Genomic DNA, 24,912 nt, shown 5'->3' with positions numbered 1-24,912 from the left:
CCAATCCATTCAAGAGGTACCGTTAACAGTTTGGAATTAACGTTGGATAAAGGAAACCTAAGAATGCGTTATTCACGTAACTTTGCGCATTATGTCAGCGGCGCGCGCAGCTGTTCAATCAGATTTTCCATGTCATCCGGCAAATCCGCTTCAAACCGCAGGTTTTCACCTGTTACCGGGTGCTCAAAGCCCAAAACAGCGGCATGCAGCGCCTGACGCGGAAACGCGCGCACGGCCTCGGCCGTGGTGGTGCTGAACGCCTTCGCGGCCAGTTTTCGCTTGCCCCCATAAACCGGATCGCCGACCAGACCATGCCCGGCATGCGCCATATGCACGCGAATCTGATGTGTCCGACCGGTTTCCAGCCAGCATTCGATCAGGGCCAGCCCTGCCGGGATGCCAAAGGTCTCAACCACCCGCGCGCGCGTAACAGCGTGACGGCCGCCATGAAACAGCACCGCCTGCCTTTGCCGGTCCGTCTTGTGGCGCGCCAGTTGCGTGGTCAGCCGCATGATATTGCCCGGCTCAAAACTGACGCCCTTGACCCCGCGCAGGCGGGGATCGTTCGCGTCCGGGACACCATAACATATTGCGCGGTAATAGCGTTCGACGCTGTGCGCCTCGAACTGGGCGGCCAGACCATGATGGGCCGCGTCCGATTTCGCGACCACCAGCAAGCCGCTGGTTTCCTTGTCGATGCGATGCACGATACCGGGCCGCTTCACCCCACCGACACCGGACAGATCCTTGCCGCAGTGATGCAACAATGCGTTCACCAGAGTCCCGTTCGGGGAACCCGGCGCGGGATGCACGACCATGCCAGCCGCCTTGTTGATTACGATGAGGTCGGAATCTTCAAAAACCACGTCCAACGGAATGTCTTCCGGGCCGATATGGCTGTCTTCGGCCTCGGCTATGGTTATCGCCACCAACGCCCCGTCGGCCACCTTGGCCTTGGGATCGCGAACCTCGGTTCCGTTGATCGAAACGGCACCTTCTTCGATCAATCTGGCCAAACGCGTCCGCGACAGGTTCTCGCCGTCTGGCACATCGCGCGAAAGCGCCTTATCAAGGCGAGGCGGCGGGTCCGCCGCGATCTGAAACTCAATCTGGCGGGTGCCCATGACTGTCCCTTCCGAACCCCAAGAACCGCAGGAAACGCCGCAGCTTCGGCTGCTGCGGCGGATGGTCATGCTGCTGACCGCGGTGATGATTGGCGGGGTTCTAGTGACATTCGCACTGATTGTCATCCGGCTATCGGACAGAACCCCCACCCTGCCCGATCAGGTCGAGCTGCCGGACGGCGCTAAAGCGCAGGCAGTTACCATCGGAAGTAACTGGTACGCTGTGGTGACCGACGACAACCGCATTCTGATCTTTGACAAGACGACCGGACGCCAGCGTCAGGAAGTCACCATCGCGCCGTGACCCTCAACCCTCCAGCGCCATGCGGAACACGATCTCGGACGCCTGGCGCAGTGCCTCATATTCTTCGGCGGACTCCCGGCGAAACGCCCGATCCCGTTCGCTCAGCTCAACCGGGCTGAAAAGCTGGGTCCGGCCGGGAAAAAACTCCTGCCGAAACGGAGCATCTGCCTTTTCAAGATACTCGTCCAGCCACGCCCGTTCATCCGGCTCCAAAACATCATGCCGTCGAACCATCACCGGGTCGTCCACCAGACGCCGGCGCAACCGGCGGCTTTCCCTGCGCCCAAGGGCGCGGGATACGATGCCGAACGCCTCGCTGGCTGCGCGGGATTGCGATTGGTTCGAAGGCCGATCGGCTGAACTGTCTTCGGGCAGGGAGACTCCGATCCGCGTCATGAAATCATCCACGACGTGGCCGCGCACCATTCCGGACCGTTCGTACAACATCGGAACGATCTCAACGCCCGGAAAGGCCTGACGGATCTGCCTTGTCTTGGCCGAGAAACTATAGGTGTCAGGGTCGCTTTTGATCTTGTCCAACCGCTCACGCACGAATTCCGAAGCACTGGCGTGCAGGCGACCGTTCTTGGCGCGCTGTTTATAATCAGCTTCCAGAAAGTCCGAGTAGCGCCGACAATAGAAAGTGATCCGCATGTCACGCGACGGGATTTCCGCAAAAACCTGCGCCAGTTTGCCAAGGTCGCAGGAAAAGAACATCTCGGATGACACCAGGCACGTCTGTTCGCCGTTGGCCTCATATTCACGAGCCATAGAGGCGCGCAACGGGTCCATCGGCAAATCGGTCTGATTGATATGGAAGGCAATGATGTTGTGGCTAATCGCCAGACGGCCACTGCCCTCCTGCCTGCGTCGCCCCGTTTCCATGTAGCGAAACCCCGCCTCGGCCAGGTGCGCCGTGTTCTTGCGCGCGTATCCCTGAAGCGCGGTTGTGCCGGTCTTTGGCATACCCATATGCAGCCAAAGCATCAGACGCCCCTCTTTTCCGGACCAGGCAGGCTCATTCCTCGTGCTTTGCGGCGAACCCCGCCGTCATCTGCCGCATAAGATCCTGCATCTCGGGTTGCTCGCGCAGTTGGGAAATCTGCTGCCGGTGCAGGTCGCAGGACTGATGATGCAGGCGGGCGGTTTCCGGATCGGACAGCATATCGTAGTAAAACCCGCGTTTGCGCTCCAGAACCGCGTCGATTGAGCTGTCGGTCTCGGCATTCTGGTTCATCATCGTCCAGTATTCCATGCCCAGGCTTTCGCCCAAATGGTGCGCCCGTCCCCGCATCTTCTTGACCAGATAGCTTTCGCAGGACTTCAGCGCATAGTGGTTGACCTGCACGAATTCATAGCCGACGGAATCCCGCGCCGACCGCCAGCTTTTGGTGTAATATCGGTCCGGCATCCGCTGTCCGGACCCATTGTACCAATGGCATTCCGCCATGGTTTCCACTGTCGGGCGCTTGGGCCGGTGAACGCCGAGCCCATCCCAGATCTCGCGCCGGAACATCGTTTTGAACCCCCACGCCTGAGGCGGCCGAAAGATCCTTTCAGGCGCAGCCTGCCGGAACTGGTCCGAAAGGAACCGGTCCTCGTACCTGATGATGCCGGCATTTCCGAACAACCGCCACGTCATCGAGATGGTTTTTGCATCCGGGATCGCTTCGGTCAGGGCCTGCAGCGTGTGGTCACCGGTTTTGACATTGATGTGTTCGTCCGCGTCGATCACCAAAACCCAGTCCTGCGGCCGGGCGACCTCCATTTTCAGAAACGCGTTATACGCGCGTCTTTGCGGGCTGGTCTTGCGGCGCGAATTGTTGTCGACATGGGTCAGGATGCCCCTGTCATCCAACCTTTGCAGCAACGCATCGGTGCCGTCGGTGCAGTCGTTGGTCATCACGACGATCCGGTCGACCCCGATCGCAAGGTTGTGCGCCACCCATTCCAGAACAAAGGGGCCTTCGTTCTTCATGGGGGTCACGCTGATATATCGGGGGTCCTGATCTGTCATGCCTGACTGCCCTGTAGAATTATTGTTGGCCCGCAAAACTCATACGCCCCACCCGGCCTTTGCCGGTAAACTATGTGCTTTTGACAGCGCCACCAAGCGAAAATCCCGAACATTCATCCACCTGCGCGTTTTAGTTGGTTGGAGAACCTTTTGAAGGTTGGGCAATAATCGCGCGCCCGGCGAAGGTATTTGCGCGCTTTGTTCTTTTCCCCTCTTTGCAGCAGTATCCGGCCTGCCTCACCTTGAATCATGGCCGTGTTGTCATCTAGATCCGCCGCCTGAATGATCTGGTTCTGCCCCTGCTCAACTGCGCCGTTTCGTTCCAGATACTGCCCCATGGCAAAGACCAGGAAAGGGTTTTCCGGATCGCATGCAAGTGCATCCGCCATAGCCAACCGGCCATGCGACAGGTCCCCTTCCAATTCATAAAGCTCTGCAAGCCTTTTGAAATACAGCGGTTGTTCAGGCGCGGACAATGTGACCCTTCTGGCGGCATCCAGCGCGTGTTGAACCGGCTTTTCCCCAAGGTGTAGTTGCAACAGGGCCTTCGTGCTTTGAAAGGACGGGGCTTCCTGTGAAAGACGCACATCCTCGGGCAGCAATGTCGAATTGTGCAGCCCCTCCAGCAACATCGACAACCGCGCCGGGTTCGCAGTCAGACGACGCGCCCTTTGGTCAATTGCCAACTGCGCCCAGTCCAGAAGGATAAGATCAAAGTTGCACGGAAGACGCACCAACACTTTCCGCTGAGCGACATGGGAATTGTAGTTGAACCACGGTCGTCGCACGCTTTTCACCATAACCCAGTCCAGCGGGGGCATCGCCCGGTGCGAAATCTGATCGCGGTAAACCAGCCTGGACCCGAATATGATCACGTCCGGGCGCATCGGTTTGGCCCAGTAGGCACGCCCAAAGGTTTGTGCGGCCTTCCAGCGTTTCTTCTGCCCGCCCAAGATCGCTGCTTGCAGCGCGGTGGCGACGGCGTGATCTTCCGCCCATAAATCCGGAGCCGCCAGCGTCTGCCCGGTCAGTTCCAGCGCGTCCGGCCACTGCTTTAGGTAAAAGCAGTTAAGCGCCTGCAACAGCGGCAAAAAAGCGTTATCCGCACCAGCGTCTAACAGCGGAGCGGCCAGTGCCTTTGCTTCGTCAGCCCTGTCGCCGGCATCCAGTCCGTGAAGAACAAATGAAGCCTTGGAATAAATATGTGCCGCTTCAGACGGGTTCAGAAATTCTTCCGGACCGGCACGTAGCCTTTCAATCATCCGCTCGTTGGAGTGCTTGATTTCGTCGTCGGACAGTACGTCGCGAAACACCTTGCGCTGCTGCCCGGATATTCGCGCGGCCACCATCGAAAACGCCGAAATGAACGGTGCGATCACCTGATCCGCACGCGACATCGTATAAAGCTCCAGAAAGTCGCGCTGCGATCGGGTCATTGCGGACAGATCCGCGATATCCGACATCCGCATCAGGTTCGGAAACCGGGTCTGAAACCGTGTGATCAGTTCGGGCTGGTCCGAAAACATGATCGCAGCTGTGCCGGCGTTTTTCTCAAGATGCGCTTCGTAGAGTTCTTCCGGTTCGATCTTGGCGGGCCAGGTCGTGTGTTTCCACGGCAGCCCGTTCAGGATATCGCCGCGACGAATGTGATAGGCCGACACGCCCTGCCCCGACAGCTTTGCATCCGCCTGTTTCATGATCACACGAAGCTTTTCTGTGAACCCGATCCTGTGAATGAAGTCACGGTATCGGGGGCGGATCGCCTCAATATCCTCCCAAGGAAAGGCGAGCACTTCGAACCCTTCTTCGACCAGAACCGACCGACCCGCATCTAGGTGCGCGATCAGACGATCCGGGCTCTTGTCGCTTTGAAACTTCCAGATGGGAAGTGCGGTTTTGTTGATCGCGTCAAATTCATCCGAGCTGAGAAAATGCGCGCCCATCCACTCCTGCGTGAACAAATCCTGCGGGTGATCCAGTTCCGGCGCGTCCGCGCCCTGCGGAAACCAGTTCACCTTGTACGAGGTGTCGAAATCTTCGGCCAGACGGATGCATGTCAGCATCATCAGCAACCGCGCGCCCATGCGGTCCTTTCGCTGGCCAATGAACACCCCTTTTGAAGGTTTCATGAGGCGTCCTGTGCCTCTTTCATGGCAGCCCGCCGCAATGTCCGAAACCGTCTGCGGGCCCGTTGCACCAATTCTGGGTGGCGCTCGCCCGCGCTGGCCTCAATTGCGCGCATGACCATCGGCAGACGGCGGCGGGCCCGCATCATGCGATAAAAGTCGCCGGATTCAAGAGACCCGTCCATTGCCCGCAGCATGACAGGCTTCAGGATATCCAGCTTACGCAGCATCGGTGCCGCAAAATGGTTCGAGAACCACGTTTTGAGCAAGATCACATTCCCGCCCTGCAACCGCGTTACCTGTCGGCGGTCCAGCTCAAAAAACGGGTCGTAAAACACATAGGCCTTTCCCGCTTTCCTGACCGTCCGGGCAGCGTCGCCCATGGGCAAGTCCCAATCCTGAACCTGACCGAACCGATAACGGGTTTCCCAGGGCACCAGCCGTTCGTCCAGCGTGGTTTGCGGGTTGAATGCAACGACGTTTGCGCCGGGAACAAGTTCGGAAAATGTCAGGGCGCCAAACCCGCCCATGGAGGCACCGGCAAAGACAACCTTATCAAACCGGTCAAAAAATCCCTCTGCCGCCCTGGCTTCGAAGTATGAAATGATCTCAGGGTCGCGATACCAGGCCTTGGTGCGGGCGAAGACGCCCATATGCGACCAGCCCTCGTCGCGAAAAAACTTCCACCCCCAGGGTTCGCGCGCAAAGGACAGGTCGTTTGCGTTGGCGATATTGTCGAAACTCACGACAAGTTGCGAGGCTGAACGCTGATGAAACAGGATCGAATGACGTTCGAGTTTCTGCAGAAATCCGGCACCGTCTCCGCCGGGATAAAGCTCGACAAACCACGGCGGCGCGGGGTCGGTCAGGATGCGTTCATGCCCCGTCTTTCGGTCGGGGTGTTCGGGTTTCAGCTGCTCTTTCGAAAGGTCTTCTGCCATGGTCCTCAAACGAGATTGTCCGCCAGCCACACCCGAAAGTCCACCCAGTCGGGCCGCATTTTGATCTCGGCAATCTTGGCCCGGTGCCAGTCGCAGGCTCTGGCGTGCAGTGACCCCAGCTCCTTGTCAGCCCGCAACTCAGCCAAAAGCGGTGCCGCGCGGTGGGCCGCCGGCAGGATGGATGGATCCGTTTCCTTGTTGGCATTCATGTCCTGCCAGTAGGATTGCCCCTGATCCACACGAATATGATTGGTCCGACCGCGATCACGCTTGATCAGGAACCCGTCCAGAGACCGAACCGAATAGTGGTGCAATCGGCCAAGCGAATGATCAAAGCCACGCCAGGCGCGCCAACCCACTTTCTCGCTCGGATACAGTTTGCCCCCGGCATCGGACCAGGCGATCGCGTCCTCCCTGCCGTCTTCGACGCCCTTTGGGCGATGAGGGCCGAACCGCGTGAACTTGCCGTTGTTGCGAAACAGGGTCTTCAGACCGTAGGCACGACCAGAATGGTAGGGGTATTCCTTGTCACCCATCAGGAACGCCTCGGTGACGGGTTTGTCTTCGAAACTTATGTTTCCAGAACTGCCGAATAGTTTCCAAGCAAACGAGATCGCATCCACTGGCTGACCTGCGCGGCGTTCAACCTCGTTAATCAGGTCGCCAAAACTGTTGTCGCCATGCCGGATGTTCCAGAACTCATCCACATCCAGACACAGCAGCCAATCCGCCTCTTTAACCTTCGGCTGACGCCGCGCGCGGCGCAGCATTTGGTGCTGCGGGTTGCCGCCTTCCTTCACTTCGTTGGAGACATGGGTGGCAATCCGCAACTCCTGCAATCTGCGTGCAATATCATCCGTGCCGTCATCGCAATCATTGGTAAAGATCACAAAATGATCGACCCCCAATGTCTTATGGAACGCAACCCATTCCAGCATATAGGGGCCTTCGTTCTTCATCGTTGTAAATACGGTAATGGCCTGCGACATCAACACTTCCCGACTTGCCTTGCCCCTTGTCATACACAAACCGATTGGCCCGGGCGAGACAGGAAATCGGTAAATCGGCAATCCACCGTCAACTGGTGCGGCTTCGCCGCCCCACATCACGGCACCCGTATTTTCCCAAGAACCTTTGTGCTCGACCGCATGGTGGAAAACAGAATTATCGACTAGTACTTTCACTTTCTCCACGCAGTCCTTTCCTGTTCGATCTTTATGGACGACGTTCTTGATCGCGGACAAGTCTATGCGCTTGTTGGCGCTACACCACACAAAACTCATTGCAGGTAGAACTGTCATTTGCTCCGCCCGCTTCTCCCCTTCACTGGCCGCTGGGTTGTCGCGAAGGGCACGCAGATATTCGACCTTACGGAGGCCGTTGAGGGTGGCCGCTCGAATGTCGGGCTTGGGGCAGCTTTGCTTTTGTTGGTTTTTGATTGTGATTAATCTACCTTGGATTTCGAGATCATATTAGCCTCGCGCAAATAGACCATTTTGAATGCTTGATCTTGCAATCGTGAATGAATTTTCAATTTCGAGAACGCTAGAGGAACTCAAACATGCCATCTAAATCGTTAAGTGTATTGACCTTTGCATTTTTTTACTTGTGTACGATAAGTGCAGCTTTTGCCCAATCGCACTTGTGCAGTGCAATACTTCGGGGAGGGGTCTTTGACGAACAAAGAACCTTTGATACACGTCAAAACCTCCGCATGATCAAACAAGCAGAGTGCGATGAGAGTAGTGGCGGTGTTAGTATTATTGATTTTGGCGACGGCTCCGCCAGTCAAAAGATATGTAACTCTTCCGAAGACGCAGCCCTGGCAGACGCTAAGGTCGTTAGCTACATAAAACGCGCATCTGAGGTCATAGCGAGGTCATGGAACGAATGCATAAGCCAGAATAAGGCTGGCGTTAGTCATTTCCTCCAGCCCGTAAGCGATCCAAGCAAAGTCATATATAAAGTCACTTATACACCTGATGGAGAACCCGAATCTTCGACGGTAAAAAATTTTCAAATCACCGGCGTTGATAGTTGCGCCCCAAGAAAACTGAAACCGAAAGACATAGTTAATAGCGCGGGTACAACGATAATTTGCGAAAGGAAGCCAAACTCTCCGGTTATCGTAATATTGGATATGACATCTGGCACCAAAAACGTGAAGCCGATAGAACTGCCCGGTTTTGTCGAGACTGCAAGTGTTTGCGACGTGCCAGACTTAAACGCAGCAAGAAACAAGTTTGAGTGTTGGTTCTATCCGATTGGATGGCAACGAAGTGTAGTTGCAGGCAATGAGACGTTCGATAATTGCGCCGCAAGGTGCACCGACCCAGAGTTCGGTAGTGGTTGCAGTTGGTCGCTATGTAATTCTCTGTGCAGGAGGAAATGGTCCAAACGTGACTTGCGAGATGACGATATTGCGGCAAACCGGAATATGCCTGCATACAGTCAGAAGTCGGGTTTTATGTGCACCAATGATCAACATCGAGTTGCGCGATAAACCGCATTGAGCAGAATTGGTTGTATCAAAGCAAATAGAGACCTGTTGCGGAGATGAACACCAGAATACTTAAGGCATCCCTCGCCCCACCAGAAGGGCACCTTAAGTCTCACACTCCCTGCTTTACCCGAGGATGTCCGAGGCAGCAGAAGCCCATACCCGCGCCTTCTTATGGTTCGTGAGCATCAGCCTGTACCGGCCAACGTCAACGACGGTCTCACCCGGTCCCTCACGGGTCACCTTAAGGGACACTGAATGTGGGTAACGCTCGACGAGCAAATCAAAAGGGCCGACGCAAAAATCAAAGACAATCATTCTACTATTCCTATTCTTGGTAGTGATGCACCGATGCGATGCAACGCATAAATGAATCCTCAAAGAATCACCGTCAACCCCATATTTTTATGACGTTTTTTGGAATTTCCCGCAGGTGGAGAGACCCTTTTGCGTAATGTTAAGGCACTTGTTCAATTGTGTTAGTTTGGCTTCGATGGGTGCTTTCTGTTCAGGCTACCCCAACATCTCTACTGGCGAATGACGAGCCATCTTCTTTTGGCATGAACCCATGCTGATGTGCAGCCTCCTGAAGCTCACCTATCTCAATTCCGCCAGTCAATGCTGCAAGTGCATACTTCATACTCGATTGCACTTCGACACGGCCATCGTGACGACCAACCTCGTAACCCATAGCAAGGCTTTGGCAGACTAGGTGAACATGCTCCGTCGAAGTGACCCAATCGCTATGAATTTCAATGAGTTTACGTTTAACCTCACCCTTGTCAGGGTCTCCGACCTCATCATTTTCAACATCGTTCCATTCGGTGTACCACACTTCCCAGCCCTTACTTGATGTCTCACTGGGATCAAAAATGACAAAACTGTCGAATTCAAAATTCCCGTATTGATCAAAGACCACTACCTTCAACCCTGCTTTCATAAGGTTTACTTCATCGAGGATGTAGTGAGGTTTGTTTTTCATTCTTTTCGCCTTTCGGGGGGCTGTGTCTCCGACACATGTGACCCTTCTCCCTACTGAACGAAAGCTGCCTTTGAAATACGAAAGTCAAATTCTTGCACTTTCCGCTTAGCTGTCGTCATGTCCTGAAGGTTCGGCTCCAAGTCCACTGCGTGGCGCCTGATGGAGTGGCTTCATGATGACTGATGGAAGGCTGTCGGGTGCCCTATGGCGTAGCCCGTGGACCTTCATGCGCTTGTCATCGGTGTTCTTTCTCACCGCTTTCATCAGCGCCGCAGAGGCCGCCGTAGGGCCTCCGTCACGACCATAAGAAGGGAACAGTGGCTCGTCACTCTTGCGCCCCTCTGCACGCCCCCTGAGGGAATCTCTGAGGCTGTCTGAGGCTATGGGAACGTACCTGTCACTGTTGCTGTTCTTGATGCCGTTGATTTCGTTCGGGGTGATCAGGATTGACGGGGTTTCTGGATGGGGTTAGGCAACACTGATAGGACTGCAAGGACCGCGCTGAGAGAAGTTCACCAGTACGTTCAGAAGGTGTTCTCTTGAGGTACTCCATGAAATCCAGAGCCAACGCCCTGTTGATCTCTGCAACCTCTATGTTCCCTGCGAACGCCTCAAAGCCCTCAAGGTGCTGTCTGTACCTCGCCTTAGTGGACTCTTTGATTCCGTCCGCTTCGGTCATCTAGCGATGAGCCGTGTCCCTTATAGTATTCCCTTCTTGCGGGTTATGTCGTGCGATCTGCTTAACAATAGGCTCGGGCATAGAACCCTCACCAATCGACGCAAGAATTTCTTGCAAGACTTCTTTGCGCCTGACCAAAGCCTCAGCTAAGTCCTGCGTTCCGAGACCACGCACGATTTCTTTTTTTTCCGATTAAAGCTTGATATTCGTTGGGTACTGCGACTCTGACCGCGTATCCCTTACCTCTCTTAAAGAGGCCCTTTGGCACCCGTACATCCATCTCAAAAGGCTCCATTTACCGTTACATTCGGCGAAGAACCCTGTTGAAAATCAAGGACTTGGTGCGGTCGAGAAGACTCGAACTTCCACGGGTGTTACCCCACAGCGACCTCAACGCTGCGCGTCTACCAATTCCGCCACGACCGCACTGCCTGTGACTTGGTAGAGGCGCGTATAGACGTTGAAGATCGAGATGTGAAGAGGCAAAAATCGCGCCGGTTTGAATTCCCTTACGCCGCCCATATCTATACCACCACAATATCCGCCGAGACCCGTCAGGAGCCTGAACATGACCACGCCCGATCCCCGCCCCATCGTCCAGATTGATATCGTTTCGGATGTGGTTTGCCCCTGGTGCATCGTCGGGTTTCGCCAGCTTGATCTGGCGCTGCAGCAGGAAAACGTGCTGGCGCGACTCAGATGGCATCCGTTCGAGCTGAACCCTGCCATGCCGCCTGAAGGTCAGAACCTGCGGGAGCATATTGTCGAGAAATACGGATCCACGCCCGAGCAAAGCCAGCAGGCCCGGGATCGGCTGACGCAGATCGGGGCTGAACTGGGCTTCGCCTTCAACTTCGACGACGACAGCAGAATCGTGAACACCTTCGCGGCGCACCAGTTGCTGGACTGGGCGGAAACGCAAGGTCGCCAGCATCCGCTGAAACTGGCGCTGTTCCAAACCTATTTCACCGAACAGCGGGATGTGTCCCGCGTTGAGGTCCTGCTTGATTCCGTGGAAGCCGCCGGGCTGGACCGGGATGCCGCGCGGGCGGCACTGGACGGCGGGGCACATGCCGGTGCCGTGCGCGAAAAGCAGCAATTCTGGACCAGCCGTGGCATTTCGGGTGTGCCGTCCATGGTGTTTGGCGGAAAGTACCTTCTGACAGGGGCGCAGGGCACGGACACTTACGCTCAGGTCCTGCAACGCTGTCTGACCGAAGCCGCCTGACCCCTTTTCCTTGCCGCGCGCTCACGATAAGGAACCGCCATGGAATGGAAGATCACCGACGGGTTGACCGACTATAGCGAGGCCGTCGCCTTCATGGAGGCGCGGGTTGCCGCCATTGCGGCGGGCGACGCGGATGAATGTGTCTGGCTGCTGGAGCATCCGCCGCTGTACACGGCTGGAACTTCTGCCCGGATCGAAGACCTGACAGACCCTGACCGGTTTCCGGTTTATGAGGCTAAACGAGGCGGAGAATATACCTATCACGGCCCTGGCCAGCGCGTCGCCTACGTCATGCTGGATCTCAACAAACGCGGCAGGGACGTTCGGCGCTTTGTGAAACAGCTGGAAGAATGGGTGATCGCCGCGCTGGCAGAGTTCAACGTGCACGGAGAGATCCGGGACGGGCGCGTCGGGGTCTGGGTTCGCCGAGATGACAAGCCGTTGACCGCCTCGGGTCAGCCGGCGGAAGACAAGATCGCGGCCATCGGCCTGCGCCTGCGCAAATGGGTCAGCTTTCACGGCATCTCCATCAATGTCGAACCGGATCTCGAACATTTTTCAGGTATCGTACCCTGCGGCATCACCGAACATGGGGTCACCTCACTGGTCGATCTGGGTTTGCCGGTAACCTTGTCGGATGTAGATGCAGCCTTGCAGAAAACGTTTTCGCAGAGTTTCGACCAGATACCGGCATAAGCGGTGCTCGGGCCGACGCCACCGAATCGTCCCGTTGCCACCAAACCAACGACAATCCCAAAGCTTTCGGCAATTTTGTTTCCGACCGCTGTCGCAAACTCACCATTAGCCTATTGGATTTGAGGTTAATTCAGGGAAATCACAGTCTGTTGAATACAAAACTCGCGTTAATGAGTATTCTGGAGTCACCGTTCTAGAGTGAGTGGTGTGTTAAACCGGTGATCTTGGGCTAGCCCTGGGAATCGGAAAAGTGCTTGGTTACGAGTCTGCCGTTCCGACCCCAAATCGGAACGGCAATTCATTTTCAGACCTCCTGAACGTTATCATGCCCAAACCGCGGCGTTGTCGCGCGCGGGCGATTTGCGCGTTCCAGTTCCAGCGTGGCGTGGCCGATCCCGAATTTCGATTGCAGATTCCGCTTGGCTGTCAGCCGGATGGCTTCGGCATTGGCCCAGGCTCCCTCCTCGATCTCAAGATGCGCCGTCAGGGCCGGTTCGCGTTCCTGCATGCTCCAGAGGTGTATGTGGTGGACGCCAGACACCCCATCGGTCTGCTCGATCACGGCTGCCACCTCCTCGGGGTTCAGGCCCGGTGGCGCGCCCAGCATCAGAATTCGGATGGTCTCTCCGATCTCGGATTTGACGTGCCACAGGATGTAAACGGAAATCAGGATCGTGACCGCAGGGTCCACCCAGGTCCAGCCGAACAGGATAACAGCGGTGCCCGCGACAATGACAGCAACAGACCCCAGCGCGTCAGCCACGTTGTGGATGAAAGCCGCGCGGATGTTCATGCTGTCCTTCGACATCGTATAGGTCAGCGCTGCGGTAATGAGGTCAACGATCAAAGCAAGCGCCGCGATCCAGACGACCATCCAGCCGTTCACGGGCTCGGGTTCGAAAAACCGAATGACACCTTCATACAGCAGATAGACCGACAGGACGATCAGGGTTGTATAGTTGACCAGCGCAGCGACCACCTCGGCACGTCCATACCCAAAGCTCATGCGGGGATCAGCAGGGCGGCGGGCAATCTTGCGCGCAAAGAATGCGATGATCAGGGCGATGGCGTCCGAGAAATTGTGCAGCGCATCCGCGATCAGGGCCAGCGACCCCGAGAATATGCCACCGATGACCTGCGCCAGGGTCAGCAGCAGATTCACCCCTATTGCCCCGGCGACACGCATATCGCCGGCGTCCGGGTCGATGTGATGATGAGTATGCCCCTCGTGGCCGTGTGAATGTGCCATAGTGCCGTGTTCCTTGTTTTGGCTGCAATCACTATGTAATTCCTCTAGTGACTAGAGGTTCAAGGGGCGCGTGCAGGAAAATGTATTCAATCGGAGAGTTATCCCGGCGGACCGGTGTCAAGGTTCCCACCATACGGTTCTACGAGGAGAAGGGATTGTTGCCCGAACCGGAAAGAACCGAGGGCAATCAGCGCAGATATGACGCCGCCGCGTTGTCCCGGCTTCGGTTCATTCGCCATGGCCGCGATCTGGGGCTGCCGCTGACCGACGTTGAGGCTTTGCTGTCGCTGGAAGGCGCGCAGGGACCTGACCTGAACCGCGCACACGAGATTGCAGAGCGGCAATTGGTGGATGTGAAGGAGCGCATCGCCCGACTGCGCAGGCTTGAGACCGAACTGGCCCGTATCACCGCGGCCTGTGACGGCAAGCACGACCATGTTTGCGCCGTGCTTCACGCCTTTGGCGACCGCAGCGCATGTCTGGGGCCGCATTCCGACAAGAAGTGATCAGGCCAGCGCGGCTTTGATCTTTTCGGCATGCATGGCGATCAGATCAAAATCCCCCATCGTGCCGGGCGCGCGGATGGCGACACCGTCATAACGCGGCAGGATGTGAAAATGCAGGTGGAACACCTCCTGCCCGCCTGCGGCTTCGTTGAACTGCTGAACCGTGACCCCGTCCGCATCGAACGCCCTGACCACCACTTGCGCCAGTTTTTGCGTCGTGGACATTACCGCAGCAAGTTGCTCGGGCGAGGCGTCCAGCAGGTTCCGGCAGGGTGTTTTCGGGATCACCAGCAGGTGTCCGTCGGACCGCGGCATGATATCCATAAACGCCAGCGTATCGTCATCCTCGTAAACGCGAGTCGAAGGGATCTCTCCGCGCAGGATCTTGGCAAAGATGTTTTCGGGGTCATAGGCAGACATATCAACTCTCCGATTTCGGTGTCGCCCTCAGTTCTGGGACGCAGCCCGGACAGGGTCAAGCCGGGAAAGTGCCGTGGCAAGGCACCTCTTGAAAAGCCGACTTTAATACCCAGTTCAACGATAGTGATGGCCGAAAATGCGCGGGCTACCCTCCTGCCCGCGACAATTATTCTTGATCCAGATCAAACTCGGCCATTGAAGGTGCCCCCTTCGCCCTCTAAAACCAGCAGGAATCCCGCGCGCCGGAGAGGTCTGGCTGCGCGGTGCAGTTGCAACAGGAGGCACCTATAATGGCAGACGCAGCCATTCATGGTCACGAGCATGAAGACCAGCGCGGATTCTTTACCCGCTGGTTCATGTCGACCAACCACAAGGACATCGGGATTCTCTACCTGATCTTCTCGGCCATCGCCGGGTTCATCTCGGTGGCGATGACCGTCTACATGCGGCTTGAACTGATGCACCCCGGTGTTCAGTACATGTGCCTGGAAGGCTTCATGGCCGACCCGTGTACCCCCAACGGACACCTGTGGAACGTGATGATCACCTACCACGGTGTTCTGATGATGTTCTTCGTGGTCATTCCGGCCCTGTTCGGCGGATTTGGCAACTATTTCATGCCGTTGCAGATCGGCGCGCCGGACATGGCGTTCCCGCGGATGAACAACCTGTCCTTCTGGCTGTACGTCGCTGGTACTTCGCTGGGCGTCGCCTCGCTGCTCAGCCCCGGTGGTAATGACCAGCTGGGTTCGGGCGTGGGCTGGGTTCTGTACCCGCCGCTGTCCACGACCGAGGGCGGCATGTCCATGGACCTTGCGATCTTCGCCGTGCACGTATCGGGCGCCTCCTCGATCCTCGGCGCGATCAACATGATCACCACCTTCCTGAACATGCGTGCCCCGGGCATGACCCTGTTCAAGGTGCCGCTGTTCAGCTGGTCGATCTTTGTCACCTCGTGGCTGATTCTGCTGTCGCTGCCGGTTCTGGCGGGCGCAATCACCATGCTCCTGATGGACCGCAACTTTGGCTTCACCTTCTTTGACCCGGCCGGTGGCGGCGACCCGATCCTGTATCAGCACATCCTGTGGTTCTTCGGCCACCCCGAAGTGTATATCGTGATCCTGCCCGGGTTCGGCATCATCAGCCACGTGATCGCAACCTTCTCGCGCAAGCCGATCTTTGGCTACCTGCCGATGGTCTGGGCGATCATCGCAATTGGTGTGCTGGGCTTTGTCGTGTGGGCGCACCACATGTACACGGTTGGCATGTCGCTGCGTCAGCAGGCTTACTTCATGCTGGCCACGATGGTAATCGCGGTCCCGACCGGCGTTAAAGTGTTCTCGTGGATTGCGACCATGTGGGGCGGCTCGATCGAGTTCAAGACCCCGATGCTGTTCGCCTTCGGCTTCCTGTTCCTGTTCACCGTTGGCGGTGTGACCGGTGTGGTGCTGTCGCAGGCCGGTATCGACCGCGCCTATCACGACACGTATTACGTTGTTGCGCACTTCCACTATGTGATGTCACTGGGTGCAGTGTTCGCGATTTTTGCCGGTGTCTACTTCTACTTCGGTAAGATGACAGGCCGTCAGTACTCGGAGTTCTGGGGCAAGATCCACTTCTGGATGTTCTTCATCGGCGCCAACCTGACTTTCTTCCCGCAGCACTTCCTGGGCCGTCAGGGCATGCCGCGCCGCTACATCGACTACCCCGAGGCGTTTGCCCAGTGGAACTTTGTATCGTCGATTGGTGCGTTCGTGTCCTTCGCCTCGTTCCTGCTGTTCTTCGGCATCGTGTTCTATGCCCTGTTCCGTGGCGCGAAAGTGACCGAGAACAACTATTGGAACGAATACGCGGATACGCTGGAATGGACCCTGCCCTCGCCGCCGCCCGAACACACGTTCGAGCAGTTGCCAAAGCAGGAAGACTGGGACAAGGGCCACGCGCACTGATCCCCCGTTCGGAAAAACCCTTCAAAGCCCCGCCTTGTGCGGGGCTTTGTTTTTATGGGAATTGATGCGCGGCCCAGTCGTCGTTCCCAACCAAATCCATTCGTTTTGAATGGCTTTACGACCCTCTGCCCCGCCCCCCGTTTCAGGCGAAGATCGAAAATCCGACCGAATTAAGGTATCATACCCTTCGAAACTCTGGGATCGGAGCGATCAGATGCCCGAAATTGATTTTTGGTATTCCATTGGAAGCACCTACAGTTTCCTGACCATCATGCGGCTGGAAGACTGGTGCAATGAGCATGACGCCTCGGTCACCTGGCGGCCATTCAACGTGCGCAGCGTGATGTCGGAACAGCAGAATATTCCCTTTGCAGGAAAGCCGGTGAAATCCGCTTATATGTGGCGCGATATCGAGCGTCGGGCGGCAAAGTACCATATTCACGCCCAGCTTCCGGCCCCCTACCCGATCTCGGATCTGCCGCTCGCCAATCAGGTTGCCTTGCTGGGTATGGGGGATGGCTGGGGCAAGGACTTTACCCTTGCCCTCTACCGCATCTGGTTCGAAGAAGGCGTTGAAGCCGGCAGCGAAACCGCGATGACCGAAGCGTTGCACAGATGTCAGCAGGACCCGCGCCTGATCCTTGCTCGGGCCCGCAGTCCCGACACCGTGGCCGCGCTGGAAGCGGAAACCGAACAGGCAACCAAACTGGGTGTGTTTGGCGCACCCAGCCTCGTCGTCCGGGGCGAGGTATTCTGGGGCGACGATCGGCTGGACGATGCCTTGTCGTGGGCGCGCGTCGGTCACGTCGTCTGATCATTCCCGCGTCGACACATGGCGGCAATGCGCTATTTTCTGACTATGCCCTACAGATGGAATCAGACGTCGAAATCAGAGCAGGAGTTGCGCCTGTGGCCGCATAACTCCTTGTCCCGGCGTTGGGCGATACGGGTCGTCTTTTCTGTCTTTCTGTTCGGGTTGCTGCCCCTGCTTGCGGTCCTGGGTTCGGTGCTGTTGTGGGGGCTGTTGCCCTTCCTACTGATAACGGTGTTGGGCTTGTGGGTGGCCATTCAGGCCAACTACCGTTCGCGCAGCATGTTCGAGGTTCTGACCCTTTCCGGAACGCAGGCACGACTGGTTCAGCATCACCCGCGCAAAGGCCGTCGGGAATGGACCTGCAACCGGTATTGGGCCCGACCCGAAATGCACAAGCACGGTGGTCCGGTCCCAAATTACGTTACCCTGACCGGAGACGGCCGCGAGGTTGAGATCGGCGCGTTTCTGTCCGAGGACGAGCGTATCGCGCTGTACGACGACCTGACACGAAAACTGCGCGAACCGGTGGTCGCGCAGTAACTGTCTTAGCCTGAATTGTAGGTCTTCAGCAGCCGTTCGTCGCCGAACAAAGCTGATCCTTGACCATCGGGCCAACCTTGCCAAAGTCCATTTGGCCGGTATAGCGGGTCTTGAGTTCGCCCATCACCTTGCCCATGTCCCGGATCGACCCTGCACCGGTGGCAGTGATCGCGGTCTGAATGGCTTGGTTTACCTCGTCATCATCCAGTTGCTTGGGCAGGAATTCTTCGATGACTTCAACTTCGCGCAGTTCACGTTCCGCAAGGTCCAGCCGTCCGCCTTCTTCGTAGGCGCGCGCGCTTTCCTTGCGCTGTTTCGTCATTTTCCCAAGGATTTCAAGAACCTCTGCATCACCGCAGCCTTTGGCCTCTTCGTTGGCCGACGCGCGTGTGGCAATATCGCGGTCCTTGATTGCGGCATTGATCAGCCGCAACGTCGACAGACGTTCGGCATCCTTGTCTTTCATTGCTTGCTTCAGGGCCGTATTCACCCGTGATCGCATATCCATATGATCTGTCCATCCCCATGGCAAAGGAACCCCGACCATATCGAAACAAAAAGCGCGACACAACCGGGGGTGAATACTGCTAAGTGATTGATTTTCAACAATAGCCCAAAAATTGAACAGACTTGACCCAGCGCCACAACCCCCTTAGGTATGCGCCGATTTACCCTGCAGGAGAGTCGCGCCATGGCCCAGAACGCCCCGTCCAAGCCCACCGCATGTCTGGCATTGGCCGACGGAACACTGTTCTACGGGATGGGCTTTGGTGCCACCGGCCAGACCGTGGCCGAGCTGTGCTTTAACACCGCGATGACCGGCTATCAGGAGATCATGACAGACCCGTCCTACGCCGGACAGATCGTGACCTTCACCTTTCCCCATATCGGCAATGTGGGTGTGAACCCCGAGGATGACGAAACCGGCGATCCGGTCGCGGCTGGAATGGTGGTCAAGTGGGATCCGACCGAGCCGTCGAACTGGCGCTCGGCCGAAGAACTGAAGACCTGGCTGGCCCGTCGCGGCCGTATCGCCATCGGTGGTGTGGACACCCGCCGCCTGACCCGCGCCATTCGCCAACAGGGCGCGCCGCATGTGGCGCTGGCCCATGATCCCGACGGCAATTTCGACATCGGCGCTCTGGTCGCCGCGGCACGCGGTTTCGCTGGTCTGGAAGGCATGGATCTGGCCAAAGACGTCACCTGCGCCCAAAGCTATCGCTGGGACGAGATGCGGTGGGCCTGGCCGGACGGTTATACCCGTCTGGAAGCCCCAACGCATAAAGTCGTGGCCGTTGATTTCGGGGCCAAGCGCAACATCCTGCGCTGCCTGGCCTCGGCTGGCTGCGACGTGACCGTGCTGCCGGCGACAGCGACCGCTGCTGACGTGCTGGCGCACAATCCCGATGGCGTTTTTCTGTCAAACGGCCCCGGCGATCCGGCCGCTACCGGAGAATATGCCGTTCCGATGATCAAAGAGGTTCTGGACACCACCGACCTGCCCGTCTTTGGTATCTGCCTCGGGCACCAAATGCTGGCACTGGCTCTGGGTGGTCAGACGGTCAAAATGAACCACGGTCACCACGGCGCAAACCACCCGGTCAAGGACATGGAGACCGGCAAGGTTGAAATCACCTCGATGAACCATGGGTTTGCGGTCGATGCGCAATCTTTACCCGAGGGGGTTGTTGAGACCCATCGTTCGTTGTTCGACGGATCGAACTGCGGCATTCGCATGACGGATCGGCCCGTTTACTCGGTCCAGTATCACCCCGAAGCCTCGCCCGGTCCGCAGGACAGTTTCTATCTTTTCGAACGTTTTGCCAAAGCAATGGCAGATCAAAAAGCGCAGGCATAAATACCCGCACGAACAAGGTTAACCCGCTGTTAACCCTAGTTGAACAACCCTGACACGTGGATCTCGCGTCAGGGTTGTTTCCTTATGGTCGAATTGAACCTGCAGCATTTCGCGCGCGCTGCGCCGATACCCGCGCCAGAGCGCAAGCCGCTGGGGGCCTGTCTGACTGCGCGCGGGCTGATCACGAAGGCACAGCTTGACGAAGCACTGTTCATGCAATCCTGGCAAAAGGCCCCGTTGGGTGAGATTTTGGTGGCAGAAGGTCTGGTCGACCGTGCGGACGTTCTTGACGCGCTGTCGGACCAAAGCGGCCTGCCAATTGCCGACCTTGGCCGCGATCCCCCAAGCGACGACCTCTGCCGTATGAAGCCGGTCGAATTCTGGCTGAAGCACAACGTCGTCCCCTGGAAACGCGAGGGCTCGGTACTGTTGGTGGCAACCGCGCGCCCGGATCGGTTTGCCGAGATTCTTGCGGGAATGGCGGACGTTGAACATAGAATTGTTCCCGTACTTGCCACCGCGGATCAGATCGACGACACAATCGCCCGCGTGTTTTCAGAAACGCTCGCTGAAGGAGCCGAAACACGCGTGGACGCGGACCAAAGTTGCCGGTCCTGGACATTACGGTCACGCTCCGGTCCCATTGCGGCGCTGATTGGCTTGATATTGCTGTTCTGCGCCTTTCCCCGGGTTGGGTTGGCATCTCTGGTCGCCGCGGCGGCGGGGACACTGATCCTGTTCATGACGCTGCGACTGGCCGGACTGCTGGCGTATTTTCATCACTCGGTCATAAGCCCGCCAAAGGCACCGGAACCCGGCGGGCCGCTTGCGCTTCCTTGTGTGTCCGTTCTGGTTCCACTGTACAAGGAAAGGGAAATCGCTGAGGTCCTGATCCAGCGGCTGCAACGGATGACATACCCGAAGGCGCTTTTGGATGTCATTCTGGTGCTTGAGGCCACTGATGATGTCACCCGGACCACCCTTGCCCAAATCGATCTGCCCAGCTGGATCAGGATTGTCGAAGTCCCTGAACTGAATGGCCTGACAACCAAGCCCCGCGCAATGAATTACGCGCTGGATTTTTGCCGGGGGGAAATTCTTGGGGTCTGGGATGCCGAGGACGCACCCCAGTCGGATCAGATTGAGCGGGTCGTGCGGCACTTCGCACAGGCCGACGAGAGTGTCGTCTGCCTGCAGGGCGTTCTGGATTACTACAATCCGCGTACGAACTGGCGGTCGCGCTGTTTTACCATCGAATACAACAGCTGGTTTCGCGTCGTACTTCAGGGCGTTGCGCGCCTGGGGCTGGTTGTCCCGCTGGGCGGCACCACATTCTTTTTCCGCCGCGACAAACTTCTGGAACTGGGCGGGTGGGATGCCCACAACGTCACCGAAGACGCCGACCTCGGGGTGCGCCTCAGCCGGGCAGGATATCGCACCGAAATGGTGGATACGACCACTTTTGAAGAGGCGAATTTCCGGGCATGGCCGTGGATCAGACAGCGGTCGCGCTGGCTCAAAGGGTTCATGGTGACCTATCTGGTTCACATGCGTGCGCCCGGACGTCTGCTGAATGACCTCGGGTTATTCAGGTTTCTTGGGGTCCAGGCGTTTTTTCTGGGCACGGTCGGGCAATTCCTGCTGGCGCCGGTCCTGTGGCTGTTCTGGCTGTCGGCCCTCGGCCTGCCCGGAATGCTGGAGTCAGTCCATTCGGACGGCGCAATTCGCGCCCTGATTGTCCTGTTCATTTGTGCCGAGATCACAAATGCCGCCGTCGGAATATTGGCGGTATTCGCGCGTGAAAAACGGTTCCTGTTGCCCTTCGTCGCGACAATGCCGCTGTATTTCCCGTTTGGAGTTCTGGCCGCGTACAAGGCGCTTTGGGAACTGGCGATCAATCCGTTTTTCTGGGACAAAACCCAACACGGTCAGGCCGGCGAAGAAACCCCCTCGCCCTAGCTTTCACGTTTCCCGCCGGACCGCGTCCTGTTTCAGGCGCGTCATGAATGCGACCGAGATATGCTCTTTGAGCGCACGCTCGGCGGCTTCTTCGTCGCGCGCGGCAATCGCCTCGACAATGCCTTTATGCTCGCTTTGGGCGATTTCCCCGCGCCCCTGCACCGCCAGAGACGTGGTCGCCATCAGCGCCATGGTCCGGTGCACCAGGTCCAGTTGCTGCACCAGATACCGGTTGTGAGAGGCCAGATGAATCTGCTCGTGAAACCGCCGGTTTGCCCGCGACAGCGCGCCCGGATCATCAACCAGGGCATCATCGGCCTCGACCATGTCCTGCAGCACTTTGATCTCTTCCTCGGTGGCATGTTTGGCCGCCAGTTTCGCCGCCAGACCCTCCAACTCGCGCCGCACAACATACAGCTCGGCCATCTGGTTGTGATCCAGCGAGGCAACGATCAGCGACCGACCGTCCCGTTCCAGCAAGGACTGCGTTTCAAGCCGCTGCAAAGCCTCGCGGATCGGTGTGCGCGACACGCCGAACCGCTCGGCAAGCTCGCTTTCGACCAGACGGTCACCGGGCTTGTACACGCCCACATCTATCGCTTCGAGAATAAGGCTGTAGGCGTCTTTGTTCGACTGTCTGGACTGGCGCATCGGGTTGTTTGTCTCCTCGTTCGGACATGTCTATCCGTCACATGCCCTTTGGATCAAGTGCGGCATTGAAAACCGCGCAGCAGCAGCCTAAACCCAAGCCATGGTCAAACCTGCCTTTGCTCACGTCACCCAATGGGTGTTCGACCTCGACAACACGCTTTACCCGCCGCATATGCGCCTGTTCGATCAGATCGAGGTGCTGATGACGGATTACGTGGTTCAGGCCATCGGCGTCGACCGGGCCGAGGCGGATCGTCTGCGGTCGCAATATTGGCGCCAATACGGCACCACGCTGGCCGGGTTGATGGCCGAACATGATCTGGACCCGGACCCCTATCTGCACGCAGTCCATCAGGTGGATATGAGCCACATGGATCCGGACGCCGAACTGGCCGACCACATCCGGTCCCTGCCCGGACGGCGCATCGTCTACACCAACGGCAGCGCACCCTATGCCGAACGGGTGTTAGAGGCGCGCGGCCTCAGCGGGCTGTTCGATGCGATCTATGGGGTTGAGCATGCGGGTTATCGCCCCAAGCCGGAAAAAGCGGCGTTTCAGGCGGTTTTCGAACAGGATGGGATCGACACCGAAAAGGCGGCGATGTTTGAGGATGACCCGCGCAACCTGGCTGCCCCGCACGAGATGGGAATGCGCACCGTCCACGTCGCGCCCGAGCCGCATGAGGCCGACCATATTCACCACCACACCGACGACCTGACCGCGTTTCTGGCCCGCCTGCGATAGGCTGACGCACTGCGACGATCTGCTCATTCTGCGTGTGCAGCATCGCCCCTATATGCGCTGCAGCGACGAACAGAACCGGAGACCCCCATGAGTGCGATCGAGATGCCTCGGCGCCTGCCCTTCTGGCAGCGCCTGTTGTTTGCAATTCCCCTGTTTGGCTGGATGGCCCGTGACGCCGCCCAGGGTGAGGCCGAGGACTGGGGTTACACCGCCATTGCAATCTTCAGCATGTGGGGATGCTCGGCCCTGCTGTTCGGATTGCCGGGCCTGTATATCCCGGCCGTCCTGATGGTGCCCGTGGTGTTCCTGATCCTCATCCTGATTTCACGCGGTTGATACACGGGACAGGATGTCACTTGGTGCCGGGACGCAATCGGAACTAGGGTCTGCCCGAAACACGGAGACCATGGCCATGACTGACAGCTGCGACATCCTGATTTCCGGCGGCGGGATCGCCGGGCTGACCGCTGCCGCGGCCTTTGGAACGGCCGGGTTCGACGTGATCTGCGTCGACCCTGCGCCCCCGATCACAGAACGCGATGTCGACGGATCCGATCTGCGCACCACGGCGTTTCTGCAACCCGCGCACGGATTGTTGGACCAATGCGGGCTGTGGCAAAGGCTGATTAAACACGCAGCCCCCCTGCAAATCATGCGCATCGTGGACGCGGGCGGCGATGTGCCGGAACCGCGCGTGGTGCGGGATTTCAATGCAGCCGATATCTCGGACCAGCCCTTTGGCTGGAACCTGCCCAACTGGTTGCTGCGGCGCGAGATGGTGGCGCGCCTGGCCGAACTGCCCAATGTCGATTTCCGTCCTGGCACCGGCACGGTCAGCCTGTTCACCCGCACCGCCGAGGCGCGCGTGGGGCTGAGCGACGGCAGTCGCGTACACTGCAAGCTGGTGATTGCCGCCGACGGTCGAAACTCACCCATGCGCGAGGCTGCGGGGATCAGCGTTCGCACCACCCGCTATGGCCAGAAGGCGCTGGCCTTTGCGGTCACCCATCCAATCCCACATGACAATGTCTCGACCGAGATTCATCGCTCGGGCGGGCCGTTCACGCTGGTCCCTCTGCCCGACTGGCAGGGGCAGCCGTCTTCGGCGATTGTCTGGATGGAACGTGGACCCCGTGCAGTTGAACTTCTGAATACAGAGGCCGGAGAATTCGAGGCATTGATGACCGAACGATCCTGCGGGCTGTTCGGACCGCTGAAACTCGCCTCACGCAGGACCATATGGCCGATCATAAGCCAGTCGGCAGAACGGTTGTCGGGCGAAAGGATCGCCCTGATGGCCGAAGCCGCGCATGTCGTACCGCCCATCGGCGCGCAGGGGTTGAACATGTCATTGGGCGATCTGCGCAGTCTTCTGGATCTAGCACAGGCCCGACCTGACGGGCTGGGCGATGCGCAGATGCTGGAGGCGTATCACAAGGCGCGACACACCGAGATCGAGATGCGCGTCAAGGGCATCGACCTGCTGAACCGTGCCTCAATGATCGAAGCGCGGCCATTGCGCGACGTGCGGGCGATGGGTCTGAACGCGCTCTATTCCTTGCCGGCAGTGCGCAAGACGCTGATGCAGATGGGCCTCGGCGTGCGCTAAGGCCCTCAGGTCACT

Annotated in this window: 24 protein-coding genes and 1 tRNA gene; 12 read left to right on the top strand and 13 right to left on the bottom strand. The window is 57.9% G+C overall.

Annotation, left to right across the window (positions count from 1 at the left end; all coding sequences use genetic code 11):
• Nucleotides 1-89: 89 nt before the first annotated feature.
• Nucleotides 90-1,124, bottom strand: coding sequence for an RluA family pseudouridine synthase (locus tag ACR0D8_RS04195; RefSeq protein ID WP_480644799.1), 1,035 nt, complete (start codon nucleotides 1,122-1,124; stop codon nucleotides 90-92).
• On the opposite strand from ACR0D8_RS04195, the gene ACR0D8_RS04190 reads away from it, so the two are divergent.
• Nucleotides 1,123-1,428 (top strand): DUF6476 family protein, encoded by a 306-nt coding sequence (locus ACR0D8_RS04190; RefSeq protein WP_475159792.1) that lies wholly within the window; start codon nucleotides 1,123-1,125, stop codon nucleotides 1,426-1,428. The two genes, ACR0D8_RS04195 and ACR0D8_RS04190, sit on opposite strands and share 2 nt — an antisense overlap.
• Before the next feature lie 3 nt (nucleotides 1,429-1,431).
• Here the strand turns inward: ACR0D8_RS04190 and ACR0D8_RS04185 are convergent, their stop codons facing one another.
• The 8 genes from ACR0D8_RS04185 to ACR0D8_RS04150 all read right to left on the bottom strand — a co-directional run bounded on the left by ACR0D8_RS04185 (nucleotide 1,432) and on the right by ACR0D8_RS04150 (nucleotide 11,099).
• Nucleotides 1,432-2,415, bottom strand: a complete 984-nt coding sequence (locus ACR0D8_RS04185) for a hypothetical protein (protein WP_480644798.1) — start codon at nucleotides 2,413-2,415, stop codon at nucleotides 1,432-1,434.
• A gap of 31 nt (nucleotides 2,416-2,446) precedes the next feature.
• Nucleotides 2,447-3,445, bottom strand: coding sequence for a glycosyltransferase family 2 protein (locus tag ACR0D8_RS04180; RefSeq protein ID WP_475159788.1), 999 nt, complete (start codon nucleotides 3,443-3,445; stop codon nucleotides 2,447-2,449).
• 113 nt (nucleotides 3,446-3,558) lie between these two features.
• Nucleotides 3,559-5,574, bottom strand: coding sequence for a hypothetical protein (locus ACR0D8_RS04175; protein ID WP_480644797.1), 2,016 nt, complete (start codon nucleotides 5,572-5,574; stop codon nucleotides 3,559-3,561).
• Nucleotides 5,571-6,512 (bottom strand): hypothetical protein, encoded by a 942-nt coding sequence (locus ACR0D8_RS04170; protein ID WP_480644796.1) that lies wholly within the window; start codon nucleotides 6,510-6,512, stop codon nucleotides 5,571-5,573. The genes ACR0D8_RS04175 and ACR0D8_RS04170 overlap by 4 nt, the downstream gene beginning before the upstream one ends.
• Nucleotides 6,513-6,517: 5 nt before the next feature.
• On the bottom strand, nucleotides 6,518-7,501 hold the full coding sequence (locus tag ACR0D8_RS04165) for a glycosyltransferase family 2 protein (protein ID WP_480644795.1): 984 nt from the start codon (nucleotides 7,499-7,501) through the stop codon (nucleotides 6,518-6,520).
• Nucleotides 7,502-9,520: 2,019 nt separating this feature from the next.
• Nucleotides 9,521-9,994 (bottom strand): hypothetical protein, encoded by a 474-nt coding sequence (locus tag ACR0D8_RS04160; RefSeq protein WP_480644793.1) that lies wholly within the window; start codon nucleotides 9,992-9,994, stop codon nucleotides 9,521-9,523.
• Between the two features lie 397 nt (nucleotides 9,995-10,391).
• Nucleotides 10,392-10,673, bottom strand: coding sequence for a phage integrase SAM-like domain-containing protein (locus ACR0D8_RS04155; protein WP_480644791.1), 282 nt, complete (start codon nucleotides 10,671-10,673; stop codon nucleotides 10,392-10,394).
• 339 nt (nucleotides 10,674-11,012) lie between these two features.
• A tRNA-Leu gene (locus ACR0D8_RS04150) sits at nucleotides 11,013-11,099 on the bottom strand.
• 142 nt (nucleotides 11,100-11,241) lie between these two features.
• Between ACR0D8_RS04150 and ACR0D8_RS04145 the strand changes: the two genes are divergently transcribed.
• Together ACR0D8_RS04145 and lipB are read left to right on the top strand one after the other, a co-directional pair.
• A complete protein-coding gene (locus tag ACR0D8_RS04145) occupies nucleotides 11,242-11,901 on the top strand; it encodes a DsbA family oxidoreductase (RefSeq protein ID WP_480644789.1) in 660 nt (219 codons plus the stop codon).
• Between the two features lie 39 nt (nucleotides 11,902-11,940).
• A complete protein-coding gene (gene lipB, locus ACR0D8_RS04140; protein WP_480644787.1) occupies nucleotides 11,941-12,597 on the top strand; it encodes a lipoyl(octanoyl) transferase LipB in 657 nt (218 codons plus the stop codon).
• A 304-nt stretch (nucleotides 12,598-12,901) separates the two neighbouring features.
• Here the strand turns inward: lipB and ACR0D8_RS04135 are convergent, their stop codons facing one another.
• On the bottom strand, nucleotides 12,902-13,846 hold the full coding sequence (locus tag ACR0D8_RS04135) for a cation diffusion facilitator family transporter (RefSeq protein WP_480644785.1): 945 nt from the start codon (nucleotides 13,844-13,846) through the stop codon (nucleotides 12,902-12,904).
• A gap of 80 nt (nucleotides 13,847-13,926) precedes the next feature.
• Here ACR0D8_RS04135 and ACR0D8_RS04130 point away from each other — a divergent pair, with 80 nt between their 5' ends.
• Nucleotides 13,927-14,352: a MerR family transcriptional regulator gene (locus ACR0D8_RS04130; RefSeq protein ID WP_480644784.1), complete on the top strand. Its 426-nt coding sequence runs from the start codon at nucleotides 13,927-13,929 to the stop codon at nucleotides 14,350-14,352.
• Here the strand turns inward: ACR0D8_RS04130 and ACR0D8_RS04125 are convergent, their stop codons facing one another.
• Entirely contained in the window at nucleotides 14,353-14,772 is a 420-nt protein-coding gene (locus ACR0D8_RS04125) for an HIT family protein (RefSeq protein ID WP_480644782.1), read from the bottom strand.
• A gap of 290 nt (nucleotides 14,773-15,062) precedes the next feature.
• Between ACR0D8_RS04125 and ctaD the strand changes: the two genes are divergently transcribed.
• The 3 genes from ctaD to ACR0D8_RS04110 all read left to right on the top strand — a co-directional run bounded on the left by ctaD (nucleotide 15,063) and on the right by ACR0D8_RS04110 (nucleotide 18,075).
• Entirely contained in the window at nucleotides 15,063-16,721 is a 1,659-nt protein-coding gene (ctaD, locus tag ACR0D8_RS04120; RefSeq protein ID WP_480644781.1) for a cytochrome c oxidase subunit I, read from the top strand.
• A gap of 214 nt (nucleotides 16,722-16,935) precedes the next feature.
• Entirely contained in the window at nucleotides 16,936-17,535 is a 600-nt protein-coding gene (locus tag ACR0D8_RS04115) for a DsbA family protein (RefSeq protein WP_475159757.1), read from the top strand.
• 45 nt (nucleotides 17,536-17,580) lie between these two features.
• Nucleotides 17,581-18,075, top strand: coding sequence for a DUF2244 domain-containing protein (locus tag ACR0D8_RS04110; RefSeq protein ID WP_480646356.1), 495 nt, complete (start codon nucleotides 17,581-17,583; stop codon nucleotides 18,073-18,075).
• Between the two features lie 25 nt (nucleotides 18,076-18,100).
• Here ACR0D8_RS04110 and ACR0D8_RS04105 read toward each other — a convergent pair whose 3' ends face one another.
• Nucleotides 18,101-18,583 carry a GatB/YqeY domain-containing protein gene (locus ACR0D8_RS04105; protein WP_480644780.1) on the bottom strand — a complete coding sequence of 161 codons (483 nt, stop codon included), beginning with the start codon at nucleotides 18,581-18,583 and terminating at the stop codon, nucleotides 18,101-18,103.
• 183 nt (nucleotides 18,584-18,766) lie between these two features.
• Between ACR0D8_RS04105 and carA the strand changes: the two genes are divergently transcribed.
• Together carA and ACR0D8_RS04095 are read left to right on the top strand one after the other, a co-directional pair.
• Nucleotides 18,767-19,933 (top strand): glutamine-hydrolyzing carbamoyl-phosphate synthase small subunit, encoded by a 1,167-nt coding sequence (gene carA, locus ACR0D8_RS04100; protein ID WP_480644778.1) that lies wholly within the window; start codon nucleotides 18,767-18,769, stop codon nucleotides 19,931-19,933.
• 84 nt (nucleotides 19,934-20,017) lie between these two features.
• Complete coding sequence (locus ACR0D8_RS04095; RefSeq protein WP_480644776.1) at nucleotides 20,018-21,892, top strand: glycosyltransferase; 1,875 nt, start codon at nucleotides 20,018-20,020, stop codon at nucleotides 21,890-21,892.
• Nucleotides 21,893-21,895: 3 nt separating this feature from the next.
• Here ACR0D8_RS04095 and ACR0D8_RS04090 read toward each other — a convergent pair whose 3' ends face one another.
• Nucleotides 21,896-22,543, bottom strand: a complete 648-nt coding sequence (locus tag ACR0D8_RS04090) for a GntR family transcriptional regulator (RefSeq protein ID WP_475159747.1) — start codon at nucleotides 22,541-22,543, stop codon at nucleotides 21,896-21,898.
• Between the two features lie 100 nt (nucleotides 22,544-22,643).
• Between ACR0D8_RS04090 and ACR0D8_RS04085 the strand changes: the two genes are divergently transcribed.
• The 3 genes from ACR0D8_RS04085 to ACR0D8_RS04075 all read left to right on the top strand — a co-directional run bounded on the left by ACR0D8_RS04085 (nucleotide 22,644) and on the right by ACR0D8_RS04075 (nucleotide 24,897).
• The gene (locus tag ACR0D8_RS04085; protein WP_480644774.1) at nucleotides 22,644-23,288 is read left to right on the top strand and encodes a pyrimidine 5'-nucleotidase; all 645 of its coding nucleotides are present in this window, start codon (nucleotides 22,644-22,646) and stop codon (nucleotides 23,286-23,288) included.
• A gap of 87 nt (nucleotides 23,289-23,375) precedes the next feature.
• Nucleotides 23,376-23,624 (top strand): hypothetical protein, encoded by a 249-nt coding sequence (locus tag ACR0D8_RS04080; RefSeq protein ID WP_480644771.1) that lies wholly within the window; start codon nucleotides 23,376-23,378, stop codon nucleotides 23,622-23,624.
• 76 nt (nucleotides 23,625-23,700) lie between these two features.
• Nucleotides 23,701-24,897: a UbiH/UbiF family hydroxylase gene (locus tag ACR0D8_RS04075; RefSeq protein WP_480644769.1), complete on the top strand. Its 1,197-nt coding sequence runs from the start codon at nucleotides 23,701-23,703 to the stop codon at nucleotides 24,895-24,897.
• Nucleotides 24,898-24,912: the final 15 nt, after the last annotated feature.

This window comes from Ruegeria sp. BG10, assembly GCF_056538575.1.
This window is presented reverse-complemented; position numbering and strand designations above follow the sequence as displayed.

Bases quoted from the DNA above. Each gene is read 5' to 3' on its own strand.
- ACR0D8_RS04165 (WP_480644795.1), bottom strand. From the start codon at position 7,501: ATGTCGCAGGCCATTACCGTATTTACAACGATGAAGAACGAAGGCCCC.
- ACR0D8_RS04195 (WP_480644799.1), bottom strand. From the start codon at position 1,124: ATGGGCACCCGCCAGATTGAGTTTCAGATCGCGGCGGACCCGCCGCCT.
- ACR0D8_RS04190 (WP_475159792.1), top strand. From the start codon at position 1,123: ATGACTGTCCCTTCCGAACCCCAAGAACCGCAGGAAACGCCGCAGCTT.
- ACR0D8_RS04170 (WP_480644796.1), bottom strand. From the start codon at position 6,512: ATGGCAGAAGACCTTTCGAAAGAGCAGCTGAAACCCGAACACCCCGAC.
- ACR0D8_RS04145 (WP_480644789.1), top strand. From the start codon at position 11,242: ATGACCACGCCCGATCCCCGCCCCATCGTCCAGATTGATATCGTTTCG.
- lipB (WP_480644787.1), top strand. From the start codon at position 11,941: ATGGAATGGAAGATCACCGACGGGTTGACCGACTATAGCGAGGCCGTC.
- ACR0D8_RS04105 (WP_480644780.1), bottom strand. From the start codon at position 18,583: ATGGATATGCGATCACGGGTGAATACGGCCCTGAAGCAAGCAATGAAA.
- ACR0D8_RS04090 (WP_475159747.1), bottom strand. From the start codon at position 22,543: ATGCGCCAGTCCAGACAGTCGAACAAAGACGCCTACAGCCTTATTCTC.
- ACR0D8_RS04130 (WP_480644784.1), top strand. From the start codon at position 13,927: ATGTATTCAATCGGAGAGTTATCCCGGCGGACCGGTGTCAAGGTTCCC.
- ACR0D8_RS04110 (WP_480646356.1), top strand. From the start codon at position 17,581: ATGCCCTACAGATGGAATCAGACGTCGAAATCAGAGCAGGAGTTGCGC.
- ACR0D8_RS04155 (WP_480644791.1), bottom strand. From the start codon at position 10,673: ATGACCGAAGCGGACGGAATCAAAGAGTCCACTAAGGCGAGGTACAGA.
- ACR0D8_RS04080 (WP_480644771.1), top strand. From the start codon at position 23,376: ATGAGTGCGATCGAGATGCCTCGGCGCCTGCCCTTCTGGCAGCGCCTG.
- ACR0D8_RS04175 (WP_480644797.1), bottom strand. From the start codon at position 5,574: ATGAAACCTTCAAAAGGGGTGTTCATTGGCCAGCGAAAGGACCGCATG.
- ACR0D8_RS04180 (WP_475159788.1), bottom strand. From the start codon at position 3,445: ATGACAGATCAGGACCCCCGATATATCAGCGTGACCCCCATGAAGAAC.
- ACR0D8_RS04075 (WP_480644769.1), top strand. From the start codon at position 23,701: ATGACTGACAGCTGCGACATCCTGATTTCCGGCGGCGGGATCGCCGGG.
- ACR0D8_RS04160 (WP_480644793.1), bottom strand. From the start codon at position 9,994: ATGAAAAACAAACCTCACTACATCCTCGATGAAGTAAACCTTATGAAA.
- carA (WP_480644778.1), top strand. From the start codon at position 18,767: ATGGCCCAGAACGCCCCGTCCAAGCCCACCGCATGTCTGGCATTGGCC.
- ctaD (WP_480644781.1), top strand. From the start codon at position 15,063: ATGGCAGACGCAGCCATTCATGGTCACGAGCATGAAGACCAGCGCGGA.
- ACR0D8_RS04095 (WP_480644776.1), top strand. From the start codon at position 20,018: ATGGTCGAATTGAACCTGCAGCATTTCGCGCGCGCTGCGCCGATACCC.
- ACR0D8_RS04115 (WP_475159757.1), top strand. From the start codon at position 16,936: ATGCCCGAAATTGATTTTTGGTATTCCATTGGAAGCACCTACAGTTTC.
- ACR0D8_RS04185 (WP_480644798.1), bottom strand. From the start codon at position 2,415: ATGCTTTGGCTGCATATGGGTATGCCAAAGACCGGCACAACCGCGCTT.
- ACR0D8_RS04135 (WP_480644785.1), bottom strand. From the start codon at position 13,846: ATGGCACATTCACACGGCCACGAGGGGCATACTCATCATCACATCGAC.
- ACR0D8_RS04125 (WP_480644782.1), bottom strand. From the start codon at position 14,772: ATGTCTGCCTATGACCCCGAAAACATCTTTGCCAAGATCCTGCGCGGA.
- ACR0D8_RS04085 (WP_480644774.1), top strand. From the start codon at position 22,644: ATGGTCAAACCTGCCTTTGCTCACGTCACCCAATGGGTGTTCGACCTC.